The sequence below is a fragment of the Pyxidicoccus fallax genome (genome assembly GCF_012933655.1).
Lineage (GTDB): Bacteria > Myxococcota > Myxococcia > Myxococcales > Myxococcaceae > Myxococcus > Myxococcus fallax.
The window spans coordinates 82,356-99,518 of sequence record NZ_JABBJJ010000003.1; the positions used below are offsets into that span (position 1 = coordinate 82,356).

1 protein-coding gene (cut by both window edges) is annotated in these 17,163 nt (G+C 70.0%); it reads right to left on the reverse strand.

Every position in this 17,163-nt window falls within one protein-coding gene, locus HG543_RS01250, for a non-ribosomal peptide synthase/polyketide synthase, read on the reverse strand. The gene is 51,141 nt long; 12,974 of those nucleotides lie to the left of the window and 21,004 to its right, leaving coding positions 21,005-38,167 in view, spanning codon 7,002 (partial) through codon 12,723 (partial); reading right to left, the first codon wholly in view occupies positions 17,159-17,161. Both the start codon and the stop codon lie outside the window.

Consider the following 17,163-nt stretch of genomic DNA (forward strand, 5'->3'; position numbering starts at 1 on the left):
GCCTGTCGGTGGGCAGCTCCAGCGCGGTGGGCACGCCGGCGAGCTGGTTGCGCCACCAGGCCACCTGCCGCTCCAGGGCGTCGCCCTTCAGCCAGCCGCGCTGCCATGCGGCGTAGTCGGCGTACTGGAGCGTCAGCGGCTGCAGCGGCGAGGGCAGGCCGCGCGAGAAGGCCGGATAGAGCGTGCCCACCTCGCGCATGAGGATGCCGTTGGACCAGCCGTCCGAGACGATGTGGTGGACGGTGACCACGAGCACATGGCGCTGCTCCGCCAGCCGCACCAGGGTGGCGCGCATCAGCGGGGCCTGGGCGAGGTCGAAGGGCTTCTGCGCCTCGGCGAGAGCCAGGCGCCGGGCCTCGGCCTCCCGCTGGGACTCGGGCATGTCACCCAGGTCCACGAGAGGGAGAGCCAGCTCGACGTCGGAGTGGACGACCTGGACGGCTTCTCCGTCCGCCTGGCTGTGGAAGCTGGTGCGAAGCGCCTCGTGGCGACGGACGAGCTCCTGCAGAGAGCGGGTGAGCGCCTCATGGTGCAGCACCCCGTCAATCCGGACAGCGAAGGGGATGTTGTAGAAGGCGCTGCCGGGCTGGAGCCTGTCGAGGAACCACAGGCGCTGCTGGGCGAAGGACAGGGGCAGCGGGCCTGTACGGGGCACGGGCACCAGCGGCGGCAACTGCTCGCCGGAGGTGGCACGAGCGGACTCCACGCGGAGCGCGAGCGAGGCGATGGTGGGCGCCTCGAAGAGAGCGCGCACGGGCAGGTCCACCTCGAAGGCGCGGCGCACGCGGGAGACCACCTGGGTGGCGAGGAGGGAGTGGCCGCCGAGGGCGAAGAAGTCCTCGGTGACGCTGACCTTCTCGAGGTGGAGCACCTCGGCCCAGATGGAGGCGAGCTGCTCTTCGGCGGAGTTGCGAGGGGCAACGAAGGAGGCGAGGGAGTCTGCGGAGAAGTCGGGAGCGGGGAGTGCCTTGCGGTCGACCTTGCCGTGGGTATTGAGGGGCAGTGCCGGGAGGAAGACGAAGGCGGAGGGCACCATGTACTCGGGCAGCGAGCGCAGGAGGGTGGCGCGCAGCTCGTTGGTGTCGAGGTGGGTGGCGGAGTCAGTGACGAGGTAGGCGACGAGGCGTGCGTTGCCGGGCACATCCTCACGGGCGAGGACGACGGCGCGACGCACCTCGGGCAGCGCCTCGAGGGCGGTCTCGATTTCCCCCAGCTCGATGCGGAAGCCGCGCAGCTTCACCTGGAAATCGATGCGGCCCAGGTAGTCCAGCTCCCCGTTGGCCAGCCACCGCACCTTGTCGCCCGTGCGGTACAGGCGAGCACCCGGCGTGACGCTGAACGGGTCGGGGATGAACTTCTCGGCGGAGAGTTCGGGGCGGTTGAGGTAGCCGCGAGCGACACCGGCGCCGCCGATGAAGAGCTCACCAGGCACGCCAGTAGGCACCGGGCGCAGGTTCTCGTCGAGGACGTACACCTGCACGTTGGCCAGCGGTCCACCCAGAGAAGGACGGGACGCACCGCGCACCGCACGGGCGGTGGTATCCACGGTGCACTCGGTGGGGCCGTAGACGTTGAAGCACTGGATGAAGGGGTGGGCCGACAGCTTTGCCCAGAGGACTTCATCCACCGCCTCACCACCCACCAGCACGCGCAAAGTACGGCGGGAGGCGAGTCCCTCCTCCAGCAGCAGGCGCAGGTGAGAGGGCGAGCAGTCGAGCACGTCGAGCTGGTGCTTCTCCACCCACGCCTTGAGCAGGGCCACGTCCTCGCGGGCCGCCTGGGGCACCACGCAGAGGGCATGGCCGTCGGCCACCTGGACGAGTTGCTTCACCGAGGCATCGAAGGCCAGCGGCGCATTGAGGCTGACGCGCAGCGAGCGCTCCACGCCGGAGTAGACGGCGGAAGCCAGGGCGGCCCGCAGGTTCATCACCGAGGCGTGCTGCACCATGACGCCCTTGGGGCGGCCGGTGGAGCCGGAGGTGTAGATGACGTAGGCGAGGTGCTCGGGCGAGGTGACGCGGGAGGGGTTGGCGTCGGACTCGCGGGCGAGCGTCTCGGCGAAGGAGGCGTCATCCAGGAAGAAGGCCTCGGCGGAGGAGCCTTCGAAGCGCTCGGAGAGATGGCGCTGGGTGAGTGCGAGGCGCGCCCCGCAGTCCTGGAGCATGAAGGCCAGGCGCTCGCGCGGGTAGGCGGGGTCCATGGGGACGTAGGCGCTACCGGCCTTGAGGATGGAGAGGAGGGCGACGACCATGTCGACGCCACGCTCCATGCAGAGGGCGACGCGCACCTCGGGGCCGACGCCGCGCGAGCGCAGCCAGCGAGCAAACTGGTTGGCGCGGCGGTTGAGCTGGGCGAAGGAGAGCGAGGCGGAGTCGTCGAGAACGGCCAGCGCATCCGGAGTGCGAGCGGCCTGGACTTCGAAGCGCTCGTGCAGGGCGCCGTCCCAGTTCAGCTCGCGGCGCGTGTCATTCCACTGGTTGAGGATCTGCCGCCGCTCGGAGGCAGGCAACAGGGGCAGCTCGCCGATGCGGGTGTCGGGAGCGGAGACAGCGGTCTCCAGCAGGGTGGCCAGGTGCTCCACCATGCGAGCAATGGTGGAGGCGTCGAACAGGTCCGTGCGGTAGGTCAGCGTGCCGCCAATGCCATCGGGCTGCTCGGAGAGCGAGAGCGTCAGGTCGAACTTCGTGGCCTGCATCCCCGACTCGAAGGACTCGATGCGCAGCGGCGTGCTGTTCGCGTCCCCCTTCACCTCGATGTTGGCGGTGGGGGCGTTCTGCAGCGCGAACATCACCTGGAACAGCGGCGAGTGGCTCAGGCTGCGCTGCGGGCGCAGCTCCTCGACGAGCTTCTCGAAGGGCACGTCCTGATGGTCGTAGGCGCCCAGCGTCGTAGCGCGCACCTGGGCAAGCAACTCGCGGAAAGTCGCGCGCGAGTCGATGCGGGAGCGCAGCACGAGGGTGTTGACGAAGAACCCGATGAGGCCCTCGGTCTCCTGACGGGTGCGGCCGGCGATGGGCGAGCCGATGGAGACGTCGTCCTGGCCGGAGTAGCGCGCCAGCAGCACCTGCCAGCCGGCGAGCAGCGCCATGAAGGGCGTCAGGCCCTCACCGCGGCACAGCGAAAGCAGTGCCTCCGTCAGGGACTTCGACAGGTGCACCGGCTGCAAGGCGCCACGGTGGGACTGGATGGCGGGGCGAGGCCTGTCGGTGGGCAGCTCCAGCACGGGCGCGGCACCGGACAGCTGCCGACGCCAGTAGGTCAGTTGATTCTCCAGCGCTTCGTCGCGCAGCCACGAGCGCTGCCAGGAAGCGAAGTCTGCGTACTGGATGGGCAGAGCGGGCAGGCGGGCCTCCTGGCCCGTGGCGTGCGCCGCGTAGAACGCGGCCAGCTCGCGCACCAGTACACCCATGGACCAACCGTCGGAGACGATGTGGTGCATGGTGCCGAGGAGCACGTGGTCCTGCTCGCCCAGCCGCAGCAGCAGGGCGCGGAAGACAGGGCCGTTGGCCAGGTCGAAGGGCCGCTGCGCCTCTTGGGAGACGAGGCGGCGGGCCTCGGCCTCGCGCTCGGCGGGGGCCAGGGTGCTCAGGTCCACCACGGTCAGCGGGAAGGCGGCGGCGGGATGGATGACCTGGACGGGCTCGCCGCCCTGGACTGCGAAGGTGGTGCGCAGTGACTCGTGACGCTCCACCAGTGCGGTGAAGGCCCGCTCCATGGCGCCCACGTTCAACGGTCCTTGCAGACGCAGGGCGGTGGGCATGTTGTAGGCGGAGCTGCCGGGCTCGAGCTGGTCGATGAGCCACAGGCGCTGCTGCGCGAAGGACAGCGGCAGTGCGCCAGTACGCGGCGCGGGGACGAGGGGCGGAGCCTGAGTGCCCGCGCGGGAGGCGTCGATGCGCTCGGCGAGGGCGGCGACGGTGGGCGCCTCGAAGAGGGCGCGCAGGGGCAGCTCCACATCGAAGGTGGAGCGGATGCGGGAGATGACCTGGGTGGCCAGCAGCGAGTGGCCACCGAGTTCGAAGAAGTTGCCGGTGACGCTCACCTGCTTGAGCCGCAGGATGGTGGCGAACAGCGCGGCCAGCTTCTCCTCGGTGGAGGTGCGAGGCGCGACGTAGGAGTCGGCGGAGGCCAGCGCCGCGTCGGGGGCAGGCAGGGCCTTGCGGTCGACCTTGGCATTGGCGGTGAGAGGCAGGGCGTCCAGCCGCACGAGGGCGGAGGGCACCATGTACTCGGGCAGGCGCTGAGCGATGAAGGCACGCAGCGCGGACGTGTCGAGCGACTCGGGAGCGGCGAGGTAGCCGACGAGGCGCTTGTCACCAGGGACGTCCTCGCGAACGAGGGCCACGGCCTGGGCGACGTCGGAGAAGGCCAGCAGGGCGGCTTCGACTTCAGCCAGCTCGATGCGGTAGCCGCGCACCTTCACCTGGGCATCGGCGCGGCCGAGGAACTCCAACACGCCGTCCTTGCGCCAGCGAGCGAGGTCTCCCGTGCGGTAGAGGCGAGCACCGGGGATGCCGGAGAACGCATCCGGGACGAAGCGTTCGGCGGTGAGGGCAGGCTGCTCCACGTAGCCGCGGGCCACACCGTCACCACCGATGAACAGCTCACCCGTGACACCGACGGGCACCGGCTGGCCGGAAGAGTCCAGCAGGTACACGCGGGTGTTGCCGATGGGCTTGCCGATGGGAACGGAGGAGCCCACGTGGGCGACGTCCGTCATGCGGTGGCAGGAGGCGAAGAGCGTCGTCTCGGTGGGGCCGTAGCAGGCGGTGACCGGGATGCGCAGCTCCTCCAACACCCGGCGCACGTGCGGCGCGCTCACGACATCGCCACCCGTGAGCAACTGCCGGATGGAGCGCAGGCTGGGGAAGTTGTTGTCCACCACCTGCGTGAAGAGGCCGGAGGTGAGGTGCAGCGTCGTCACCCCGTGCTTCACCAGCACGGACTCCAGTTCCTTCAGGTCGGAAGGCGAGTGCGGAGGGAACACCACCAGCCGCGCGCCGTGGAGCAGCGGGCCCCAGAGTTCCAGGGTGGAGGCGTCGAAGGAAACAGGCGCGATGAGCAGGAAGGTCTCATCCGGGCCCAGGTGCGCGTAGTCGACACCGAAGACGGTGCGCAGTACGGCGGCCTGCGGAGTACCGACGCCCTTGGGCCGGCCGGTGGAGCCGGAAGTGAAGTCGATGTACGCAAGGCTCTGCGGCATCGCGGCAGAAGGCAGCGCGGAGGTGGGCAGCCCCTCCAGGGACACGTCCTCCAGGACCACGGTGGCCAGTCCGTCCACGGGCAGCTTCGCCCGCAGCGCGCGAGAGGTGACGAGCACGCGAGGACGCGCGTCCTCCACCATGGCCGCGAGGCGCTCACGGGGGTAGGACGGGTCGAGCGGGACGTAGGCGCCGCCGGCCTTGAGGATGGCCACCAACGAGACAATCAGCTCCAGCGAGCGGTCCAGGGCAATGGCGACACGGGAGTCGGTGGACACACCGAGGCCACGCAGGTGCCAGGCGAGCTGGTTGGCACGCTCATCGAGCTGCCGGTAGGTGAGCTTCTCCTCGCCGAACTCGACGGCGACCTTGTCGGAGAAGCGAGCGACGACCTGCGAGAAGACCTCAGGCAGGGTGGAGCCGCGCGGGTACTCGGAGGCGGTGGCGTTCCAATCCACCAGCACCTGCTGACGTTCCACCTGCGTGAGCATGGGCAGCGTCGCGAGGGGCGCCTCGGGCCGGGAGACGAGTGCCTCCACGAGCAGGAGGAAGTGCTCCGCCATGCGCTGCGCGGTGGAGTGCTCGAACAGGTCGGTGTTGTAGCTCAGCAGGCCCTGGTAGCCCTCGGGCAGCTCCGTCAGGTTGAGCTGGAGCTCGAACTTGGCGTTGGGATTATCCACCGCGTCCAGCGGGCGCAGCGCCAGCGCCGGCTGCTGTGCGGGCTGCGCGGTTCCCGCCGCGGGCATCGGCGTGTTCTGCAGGGCGAAGAAGACCTGGAACAGGGGGCTGCGGCTCATGTCGCGAGCCGGCTGCAGCTCTTCCACCAGACGCTCGAAAGGCACGTCCTGGTGCGCGTACGCGCCCAGTGCGGCCTCCTTCACCTGTCGCAGCAGGTCACGGAAGGAGCCACGCGTCTCCAAGCGCGTGCGCATCACGAGCGTGTTGACGAAGAAGCCGATGAGCCCTTCCAACTCACCACGCTGACGGCCGGCGATGGGCGAGCCGACGGTGATGTCCTGCTGGCCGGAGTAGCGAGACAGCAGCACCTGGAAGGACGCGAGCAGGGCCATGAAGGGCGTGGCGCCCTCGCGCTGGCACAGCAGTCGGAGCCGTTCGGACGTCGCGTGCGACAGCGCCACGGGCACCTGAGCGCCGCGGAAGGTCTGCACGGGAGGACGCGGCTTGTCGGTGGGCAGCTCCAACGTGCTCAGCCCGGAGAGCTGGCGCTTCCAGTAACCAATCTGCTCATCGAGCACAGAGCCCTGGAGCCACCCACGCTGCCAGACGGCGTAATCCGCGTACTGGAGGGGCAGGGGCGGCAGGGGCGACGACTTGCCTCGGGAGAAGGCCTCGTAGAGTGCGCCCACCTCGCGCACCAGCACGCCCATGGACCAGCCGTCCGAGACGATGTGGTGCATGTTGAGGGTGAGCACGTGGTCCGTCTCGCCCAGCTTCAGCAGCTGCGCGCGCAGCAGCGGACCGGTGGAGAGATTGAAGGGCCGCAGCACCTCCTCGCGCAGGCGGCGATTCAGCTCGGCGCGGGCGGCCTGGGGCTCCAGGCCACTGAGGTCCACCGTCTCCAGCGGCAGCGAGCCCGTGGGCGCGATGACCTGGAGGGGCTGACCCTCCTGCTGGGTGAAGGTGGTGCGCAGCGCCTCGTGGCGCTGCACCAGAGCGTCGAAGGCGCGGCGCAGCGCATCCGAGTCCAGCACGCCTTCCATGCGCACGAAGGCGGGCATGTTGTAGGACGCACTGCCGGGCTGGAGCTGGTCGATGAACCACAGGCGCTGCTGGGCGAAGGACAGCGGCAGGGCCTCGCCCGTGCGCGGCACGGGGATGATGGCCGGAGCCTGGGCGCCCGGGGAGGTCGCGCGCGAGGACTCGATGCGCGAGGCGAGGGCGGCGACGGTGGGCGCCTCGAAGAGGGCGCGCAGGGGCAGCTCGACATCCAGCGTGGAGCGGATGCGGGAGATGACCTGGGTGGCCAGCAGCGAGTGGCCGCCCATCTCGAAGAAGCTGTCGGTGACGCTGACCCGAGGCAGGCGCAGCATGGCGGAGAACAGCTCGGCCAGCTTCGCCTCCAGCGGGGTGCGCGGGTCGGTGTAGGGCTGAGCGCCGCGCAGGCTCGCGGCGTCAGGCATGGGAAGCAGGTTGCGAGCCAGCTTGCCGCTGGGGGTCAGCGGCAGGGCCTCCATCATGACGAAGGTGGAGGGCACCATGTACTCGGGCAGCCGCTGCTGGAGGAACGTGCGCAGGCTCTCCGCGTCCAGAGTGGCTGCGTCCTCACCCTCGACGTGTGGTGCCGGCACGACGTACGCCACGAGGCGCTTGTCGCCGGAGACGATCTCCTTGACCACGGCGGCGGTGTCCCGCACGCCGGGAGCGGAGCGGAGGACGGACTCCACCTCGCCCAGCTCCACGCGGAAGCCGCGCACCTTCACCTGACCGTCGAGGCGGCCGAGGAACTCCAGGGTGCCATCCGGCCGCCACTTCGCCGCGTCGCCGCAGCGGTACATGCGTGCACCGGGCTCGGAGCTGAAGGGGTTGGGCACGAAGGCTTTGGCCGTCAGGTCCGGCCGGTCCAGGTAGCCATGGGCCAGGTGCGTGCCGCCGACGTACACCTCGCCGGCCACGCCCACCGGGCAGGGCTGCCCGTAGGCGTCGAGCACATAGAGCTGCGTGTGCGGCAGAGGGCCGCCGATGGGCGGCAGCCGCGGCCACGAGGCAGGAGCCCCCTGCAGCCGGTAGGCGGAGACGACGTGCGTCTCCGACGGGCCATACTGGTTCTCCAGCACGCACCCGGGCAGCTTCTCGAAGAAGGCCACGAGCGCCGGAGTCACCTGGAGCTGCTCGCCCGCGGTGACGACTTCAGAGAGGGCACGAGGCAGCGTGGCGCCGTGAGAGACGGCGTCGGCCATGGCCTGGAGCGCGACGAAGGGCAGGAAGAGACGCTCCACGGCGTGCCGGTGCATGAAGTCCAGCAGGGCGGGGATGTCCTGGCGCAGGCCGCCGGTGGGCAGCAGCACGGTGCCGCCCATCCACCAGGTGCTGAAGAGCTCCTGGAAGGAGACGTCGAAGTTGAGGGAGGCGAACTGGAGGGTGACGCCGGAGGGGTGGACGGACTGGGGATTCTGCCAGGCGAGCAGGAAGCTGACGGCGCGGTGGGGCATGACGATGCCCTTGGGCCGGCCGGTGCTGCCAGAGGTGTAGATGAAGTAGCAGTTGGCCTCGGGAGACAGCTCGCGGCCCGGGGGCACATGGGTGGGCTGGCGCGAGAGGGTGTCCGTCTCGGCGTCCACGCACACCCGCTGAGCGGGCGTGTCCTTGGGCAGAGAGGCGAGCAGGTGGGACTGGGTGAGGACGACGGGAGCCTTGGCGTCCTCCAGCATGAAGGCAAGGCGCTCGGCGGGGTAGTTGGGGTCCAGAGGCAGGTAGGCGGCGCCAGCCTTGAGCGTGGCGAGCACGGCCACGGCCATCTCCAGGCTCTTGTCGAGACACAGACCGACAGTGCCGCCCGCGGGCACGCCCAGGGAGACGAGGTGGTGCGCCAGCTGGTTGGCGCGGCGGTCCAGCTCGGCGTACGTGAGCGAGCGGGTACCATCGGAGACGGCGACCGCGTCGGGCGTGCGCGCGGCCTGGGCCTCGACGGGGCGATGCACCAGCACGGGCGTGTGGGGCACGTGTGAGGTGTCGTTGAATCCCTCCAGGATGTGGCGCCGCTCCTCTTCACCGAGCAGCGGCAGGCTCCAGAGCGGCTGGCCCGCGTCGGCCACCACGGACTCGAGCAGCCGGACCAGGTGGTCGCCCATGCGGCGCACCGTCTCGGTGTCGAAGAGGTCGGTGTTGAACTCGAGGATGCCGGCGATGTCGTCGCCGAGGTCGCCAAGCAGCAGCGACAGGTCGAACTTCGACGTGGCGCCGTCCACGCTCAACGCACGCACCGTACCGGCGCCACCCGCATTCTCACGGGCCGGCTCGCGCGGAGTGTTCTGCAGGGCGAGCATCACCTGGAACAGCGGCGAGCGACTGAGGTCGCGCTCCAGCTTCAGCTCTTCCACCAGCTTCTCGAAGGGGACGTCCTGGTGGGTGTAGGCGCCGAGCGTGGTCTCCTTCACCTGCGCGAGCAGCTCGCGGAAGCGCATCGTCGGAGCCAGCCGCCCGCGCAGGGCGAGCGTGTTGACGAAGAAACCGACGAGCCCTTCGAGTTCGGTGCGCTGGCGATTGGCGATGGGGGAACCGACGACGATGTCGTCCTGGCCGGAGTAGCGCGACAGCAGCACCTGGAAGGAGGCCAGCAGGGCCATGAAGGGCGTGACGCCTTCACGCTCGCACAGGGTGCGGAGCGCGGACGTGAGGTCCTCGCCCAGGCGCAGCGGGAGGGTGGCGCCCCGGTACGTCATGACGGGCGGACGAGGCCTGTCGGTGGGCAGCTCCAGGGCGTGAGGCACGCCGGCGAGCTGGTTGCGCCACCAGGCCACCTGCTGCTCCAGGGCGTCGCCCTTCAGCCAGCCGCGCTGCCATGCGGCGTAGTCGGCGTACTGGAGCGTCAGCGGCTGCAGCGGAGACGGCAACCCCCGCGCGAAGGCGAAGTAGAGGGCGCCGACCTCCCTCATGAGGACACCGTTGGACCAGCCGTCCGAGACGATGTGATGGACGGTGACCATGAGCACATGGCGCTGCTCCGCCAGCCGCACCAGGGTGGCGCGCATCAGCGGGGCCTGGGCGAGGTCGAAGGGCTTCTGCGCCTCGGCGAGAGCCAGGCGCCGGGCCTCGGCCTCCCGCTGGGACTCGGGCACGTCGCCCAGGTCCACGATCGACAAGGTCAGTCCCGCGTCCGGATGGACGACCTGAACGGCCTCGCCGTCCTCCTGACTGTGGAAGCTGGTGCGAAGCGCCTCGTGGCGGCGGACGAGCTCCTGGAGGGAGCGGGTGAGCGCCTCGTGGTGCAGCACCCCGTCGATCTCGACGGCAAAGGGGATGTTGTAGAAGGCGCTGCCGGGCTGGAGCCTGTCGAGGAACCACAAGCGCTGCTGGGCGAAGGACAGCGGCAGCGGGCCGGTGCGGGGCACGGGCACCAGCGGCGGCAACTGCTCGCCGGAGGTGGCACGAGCGGACTCCACGCGGAGCGCGAGCGAGGCGATGGTGGGCGCCTCGAAGAGGGCGCGCACGGGCAGGTCCACCTCGAAGGCGCGGCGTACGCGGGAGACCACCTGGGTGGCGAGGAGGGAGTGGCCGCCGAGGGCGAAGAAGTCCTCGGTGACGCTGACCTTCTCCAGGTGGAGCACCTTGGCCCAGATGGAGGCGAGCTTCTCTTCGGCGGAGTTGCGAGGGGCGACGAAGGAGACGAGGGAGTCGGCGGAGAAGTCGGGAGCGGGGAGGGCCTTGCGGTCGACCTTGCCGTGGGTGTTGAGGGGCAGTGCCGGGAGGAAGACGAAGGCGGAGGGCACCATGTACTCGGGCAGCGAGCGCAGGAGGGTGGCGCGTAGCTCGGTGGTGTCGAGTTGGGTGGCCGCGTCGGTGCCCGGATGGGAAACCGCGCCGGTGGCGGGAGCCGTGCCGCGAGGCGAAACCGCGTCGGTGACGAGATAGGCGACGAGGCGCGCGTTGCCGGGCACATCCTCACGGGCGAGGACGACGGCACGACGCACCTCAGGCAGCGTCTCGAGGGCGGTCTCGATTTCCCCCAGCTCGATGCGGAAGCCGCGCAGCTTCACCTGGAAGTCGATGCGGCCCAGGTAGTCCAGCTCCCCGTTGGCCAGCCACCGCACCTTGTCGCCCGTGCGGTACAGGCGAGCGCCCGGCGTGGAGGAGAAGGCATCCGGGATGAACTTCTCCGCGGAGAGCTCGGGACGGTTGAGGTAGCCGCGAGCGACACCGGCGCCACCGATGAAGAGTTCACCAGGCACGCCGGTGGGCACCGGGCGCAGGTTCTCGTCGAGGACGTACACCTGCACATTGGCCAGCGGCCCGCCCAGAGAAGGACGGGAGGCACCGCGCACCGCACGGGCGGTGGTGTCCACGGTGCACTCAGTGGGGCCGTAGACGTTGAAGCACTGGATGAAGGGGTGGGCCGACAGCTTCGCCCAGAGGACTTCGTCCACGGCCTCACCACCCACCAGCACGCGCAAAGTACGGCGGGAGGCCAGGCCCTCCTCCAGCAGCAGGCGCAGGTGAGAGGGCGAGCAGTCGAGCACGTCGAGCTGGTGCTTCTCCACCCACGCCTTGAGCAGGGCCACGTCCTCGCGGGCCGCCTGGGGCACCACGCAGAGGGAATGGCCGTCGGCCACCTGGACGAGTTGCTTCACCGAGGCATCGAAGGCCAGCGGCGCATTGAGGCTGACGCGCAGCGAGCGCTCCACACCGGAGTAGACGGCGGAAGCCAGGGCGGCCCGCAGGTTCATCACCGAGGCGTGCTGCACCATGACGCCCTTGGGGCGGCCGGTGGAGCCGGAGGTGTAGATGACGTAGGCGAGGTGCTCGGGTGAGGTGAGGCGGGAGGGGTTGGCGTCGGACTCGCGGGAGAGCGCCTCGGTGAAGGAGGCGTCATCCAGGAAGACGGCCTCGGCGGAGGAGCCTTCGAAGCGCTCGGAGAGGTGGCGCTGGGTGAGTGTGAGGAGGGCGCCGCAGTCCTGGAGCATGAAGGCCAGGCGCTCGCGCGGGTAGGCGGGGTCCATGGGGACGTAGGCGCCACCGGCCTTGAGGATGGCGAGGAGGGCGACGACCATGTCGACGCCACGCTCCATGCAGAGGGCGACGCGCACCTCGGGGCCGACGCCGCGCGAGCGCAGCCAGCGGGCGAGCTGGTTGGCGCGGCGGTTGAGCTGGGCGAAGGAGAGCGAGGCGGAGTCGTCAAGCACAGCCAGCGCATCCGGAGTGCGGGCCGCCTGCACTTCGAAGCGCTCGTGCAGGGCGCCGTCCCAGTTCAGCTCGCGGCGCGTGTCATTCCATCGCTCCAACACCTGTTGCTGCTCGGAAGCGGGCAGCAGGGGCAGCTCGCCGAGGCGGGTGTCGGGAGCGGAAACGGCTGCCTCCAGCAGGGTGGCCAGGTGCTCCACCATGCGGGTGATGGTGGAGGCGTCGAACAGGTCCGTGCGGTAGGTCAGCGTGCCACCGAAGCCGTCGGGTCCGTCTGAAAGCGAGAGGGTCAGGTCGAACTTCGTGGCCTGCATCCCCGAATCGAAGGGCTCCATGCGCAGCGGCGGGCTGTTCGCGTCCCCCTTCACCTCGATGTTGGCGGTGGGGGCGTTCTGCAGCGCGAACATCACCTGGAACAGCGGCGAGTGGCTCAGGCTGCGCTGCGGCCGCAGCTCTTCGACGAGCTTCTCGAAGGGCACGTCCTGATGGTCGTAGGCGCCCAGCGTCGTAGCGCGCACCTGGGCAAGCAACTCGCGGAAGGTCGCGCGCGAGTCAATGCGGGAGCGCAGCACGAGGGTGTTGACGAAGAAGCCGATGAGGCCCTCGGTCTCCTGGCGCGTGCGGCCTGCGATGGGCGAGCCGATGGAGACATCGTCCTGGCCGGAGTAGCGCGCCAGCAGCACCTGCCAGCCGGCGAGCAGCGCCATGAAGGGCGTCAGGCCTTCACTGCGGCACAGGGCCATCAAGGACGCCGTCAGGGACTTCGACAGGCGCACCGGCTGCGAAGCGCCGCGGTGGGACTGGATGGCGGGACGCGGCCTGTCGGTGGGCAGCTCCAGCACGGGCGCGGCACCGGACAGCTGCTGACGCCAGTACCCGAGCTGCTTCTCCAGCGCTTCGTCGCGCAGCCACGAGCGCTGCCAGGAGGCGAAGTCGGCGTACTGGATGGGCAGAGCGGGGAGGTGGGCCTCCTGGCCCGTGGTGTGCGCCGCGTAGAAGGTGGCCAGTTCGCGCACCAGCACGCCCATGGACCAGCCGTCGGAGACGATGTGGTGCATGGTGCCGAGGAGCACGTGGTCCTGCTCGCCCAGTCGCAGCAGCAGTGCGCGGAAGACAGGGCCGTTGGCCAGGTCGAAGGGCCGCTGCGCCTCTTGGGAGACGAGGCGACGGGCTTCGGCCTCGCGCTCGGCGGGAGGCCGGGTGCTCAGGTCCACCACGGTCAGCGGGAAGGCGGCGGCGGGGTGGATGACCTGGACGGGTTCGCCGTCCTGGACGGCGAAGGTGGTGCGCAGTGACTCGTGACGCTCCACCAACGCGGTGAAGGCCCGCTCCATGGCGCCCACGTTCAACGGCCCCTGCAGGCGCAGGGCGGTGGGCATGTTGTAGGCGGAGCTACCGGGCTCGAGCTGGTCGATGAGCCACAGGCGCTGCTGCGCGAAGGACAGCGGCAGCGCGCCGGTACGCGGGACGGGGACGAGACGCTGAGTCCGGGTACCCGCGCCAGAGGCATCGATGCGCTCGGCGAGGGCGGCGACGGTGGGCGCCTCGAAGAGGGCCCGCAGGGGCAGCTCCATGCCGAAGGTGGAGCGGATGCGGGAGATGACCTGGGTGGCCAGCAGCGAGTGGCCGCCCAGCTCGAAGAAGTTGCCGGTGACGCTCACCTGCTTGAGCCGCAGGACGCTGGCGAACAGCTCCGCCAGTTGCTCCTCGGTGGCGTTGCGAGGCGCGACGTAGGCCTCGGTGGGTGAGGCCAGCGCCGCGTCGGGGGCGGGCAGGGCCTTGCGGTCGACCTTGGCATTGGAGGTGAGAGGTAGGGCGTCCAGCCGCACGAGGGCGGAGGGCACCATGTACTCGGGCAGCCGCTGCTTCAGGGAGTCGCGCAGGGCGCTGATGTCGAGCGACTCGGGAGCGGCGAGGTAGCCGACGAGGCGCTTGTCACCGGGGACGTCCTCGCGAACGAGGGCCACGGCCTGGGCCACGCCCGGGAAGGCGAGCAGGGCGGCTTCGACTTCAGCCAGCTCGATGCGGTAGCCGCGCACCTTCACCTGGGCATCGGCACGGCCGAGGAACTCCAGCACGCCATCCTTGCGCCACCGGGCGAGGTCACCCGTGCGGTAGAGGCGAGCACCGGGGATGCCACTGAACGCATCCGGGACGAAGCGCTCAGCGGTGAGCGCAGGCTGCTCCACGTAGCCGCGGGCGACGCCGTCACCACCGATGAACAGCTCACCCGTGACACCCACGGGTACCGGCTGGCCGGAAGCGTCCAGCAGGTACACGCGGGTGTTGCCAATGGGCTTGCCGATGGAGACGGAGGAGCCCACGTGGGCGACGTCCGTCATGCGGTGGCAGGTGGTGAAGAGGGTGCCCTCGGTGGGGCCGTAGCAGGCCGTCACCGGAATGGATATTCCCTCCAGCACCCGGCGCACGTGGGGCGCGCTCACCACGTCGCCACCCGTGAGGAGCTGCTTCACGCCACGCAGCGCGGCGAGGTTGTTGTCCACCACCTGGGTGAAGAGACCGGAGGTGAGGTGGAGCGTGGTGACACCGTGCTTCACCAGCACGGACTCCAGTTCCTTCAGGTCGGAAGGCGAGTGGGGCGGGAAGACTACGAGGCGGGCGCCATGGAGCAGCGGACCCCAGAGTTCCAGGGTGGAGGCGTCGAAGGAGACGGGTGCGATGAGCAGGAACGTCTCGTCGGGGCGGAGGTGCGCGTAGTCGACACCGAAGACGGTGCGAAGCACGGCGGCCTGCGGAGTGCCAACGCCCTTGGGCCGGCCGGTGGAGCCGGAGGTGAAGTCGATGTACGCGAGGCTCTGCGGCAGCGCGGCAGAAGGCAGCGCGGAGGTGGGCAGCCCCTCCAGGGACACGTCCTCCAGCACCACGGTGGACAGTCCCTCTACGGGCAGCTTCGTCCGCAGCGCGCGAGAGGTGACAAGCACGCGAGGACGCGCGTCCTCCACCATGGCCGCGAGGCGCTCACGGGGGTAGGACGGGTCGAGCGGAACGTAGGCGCCACCGGCCTTGAGGATGGCGACGAGCGAGACAATCAGCTCCAGGGAGCGGTCCAGGGCAATGGCGACACGGGAGTCGGTGGACACACCGAGGCCACGCAGGTGCCAGGCGAGCCGGTTGGCGCGCTCATCGAGCTGCCGGTAGGTGAGCTTCTCCTCGCCGAACTCGACGGCGACCTTGTCGGAGAAGCGAGCGGCGACCTGCGAGAAGACCTCGGGCAGGGTGGAGCCGCGCGGGTACTCGGAGGCAGTGGCATTCCACTCCACCAGCACCTGCTGACGCTCCGCCTGCGTGAGCATGGGCAGCGTCGCGAGGGGCGCCTCGGGCCGGGCCACCATCACTTCCACCAGCGCGCGGAAGTGCTCCGCCATGCGCTGCGCGGTGGTGCTCTCGAACAGGTCGATGTTGTAGCTCAGAGTGCCTTGGTAGCCCTCGGGCAGTTCCGTCAGGTTGAGCTGGAGCTCGAACTTGATGTTGGGGTCTTCCGGCGGCGTCAGCGGGCGCAGCGCCAGCACGGGCTGTTGTGCGGCCTGTGCGTTCCGCGCCGCGGGCATCGGGGTGTTCTGCAGGGCGAAGAAGACCTGGAACAGGGGGCTGCGGCTCATGTCGCGAGCCGGCTGCAGCTCTTCCACCAGACGCTCGAAGGGCACGTCCTGGTGCGCGTACGCGCCCAGCGCGGCCTCCTTCACCTGCCGCAGCAGGTCACGGAAGGCGCCACGCGTCTCCAAGCGCGTGCGCATCACGAGCGTGTTGACGAAGAAGCCGATGAGGCCTTCCAACTCACCACGCTGACGGCCGGCGATGGGCGAGCCGACGGTGATGTCCTGCTGGCCGGAGTAGCGGGACAGCAGCACCTGGAAGGACGCGAGCAGGGCCATGAAGGGCGTGGCGCCCTCGCGCTGGCACAGCACCCGGAGCTTCTCGGACGTCGCGTGCGACAGCGCCACGGGCACCTGAGCGCCGCGGAAGGTCTGCACGGGAGGACGCGGCTTGTCGGTGGGCAGCTCCAACGTGCTCAGCCCGGAGAGCTGGCGCTTCCAGTAACCAATCTGCTCATCGAGCACCGCGCCTTGCAGCCACCCACGCTGCCAGACGGCGTAGTCCGCGTACTGGAGCGTCAACGGGGGCAGGGGAGAGGGCCGGCCCTGGGAGAAGGCCTCATAGAGTGCGCCCACCTCGCGCACCAGCACGCCCATGGACCAACCGTCCGAGACGATGTGGTGCATGTTGAGGGCGAGCACGTGGTCCGTCTCGCCCAGCTTCAGCAGCTGCGCGCGCAGCAGCGGACCGGTGGAGAGGTTGAAGGGCCGCAGCATCTCTTCACGCAGGCGGCGCTCCAGCTCGGTGCGGGCGGCCTGGGGCTCCAGACCGCTGAGGTCCACCGTCTCCAGGGGCAGCGAGCCCGTGGGCGCGATGACCTGGAGGGGCTGGCCCTCCCGCTGGGTGAAGGTGGTGCGCAGCGCCTCGTGGCGCTGCACCAGAGCGTCAAAGGCCCGGCGCAGGGCGTCCGAGTCCAGCACGCCGTCCATGCGCACGAAGGTGGGCATGTTGTAGGACGCACTGCCGGGCTGCAGCTGGTCGATGAACCACAGGCGCTGCTGCGCGAACGACAGCGGCAGCGGACCCGTGCCAGGCAGGGCCGCCAGCGGCGGCGCCGCGAGTTCCTCTTCGGAGCGTCGCTCCGCCTCCAGCCGCTCGGCCAGTCCGGCCACGGTGGGCACCTCGAAGAGGGTGCGCAGGGGCAGCTCCACGTCGAAGGTGGAGCGGATGCGGGAGATGACCTGGGTGGCCAGCAGCGAGTGGCCGCCCAGCTCGAAGAAGTTGCCGGTGACGCTCACCTGCTTGAGCCGCAGGACGCTGGCGAACAGCGCGGCCAGCTTCTCCTCGGTGGCGTTGCGAGGCGCGACGTAGGCCTCGGTGGGCGAAGTCAGCGCCGCGTCGGGAACGGGCAGGGCCTTTCTGTCCACCTTGGCATTGGCGGTGAGAGGCAGGGCGTCCAGCCGCACGAGGGCAGAGGGCACCATGTACTCGGGCAGCCGCTGCTTCAGGGAGTCGCGCAGGGTGCTGATGTCGAGCGACTCGGGAGCGGCGA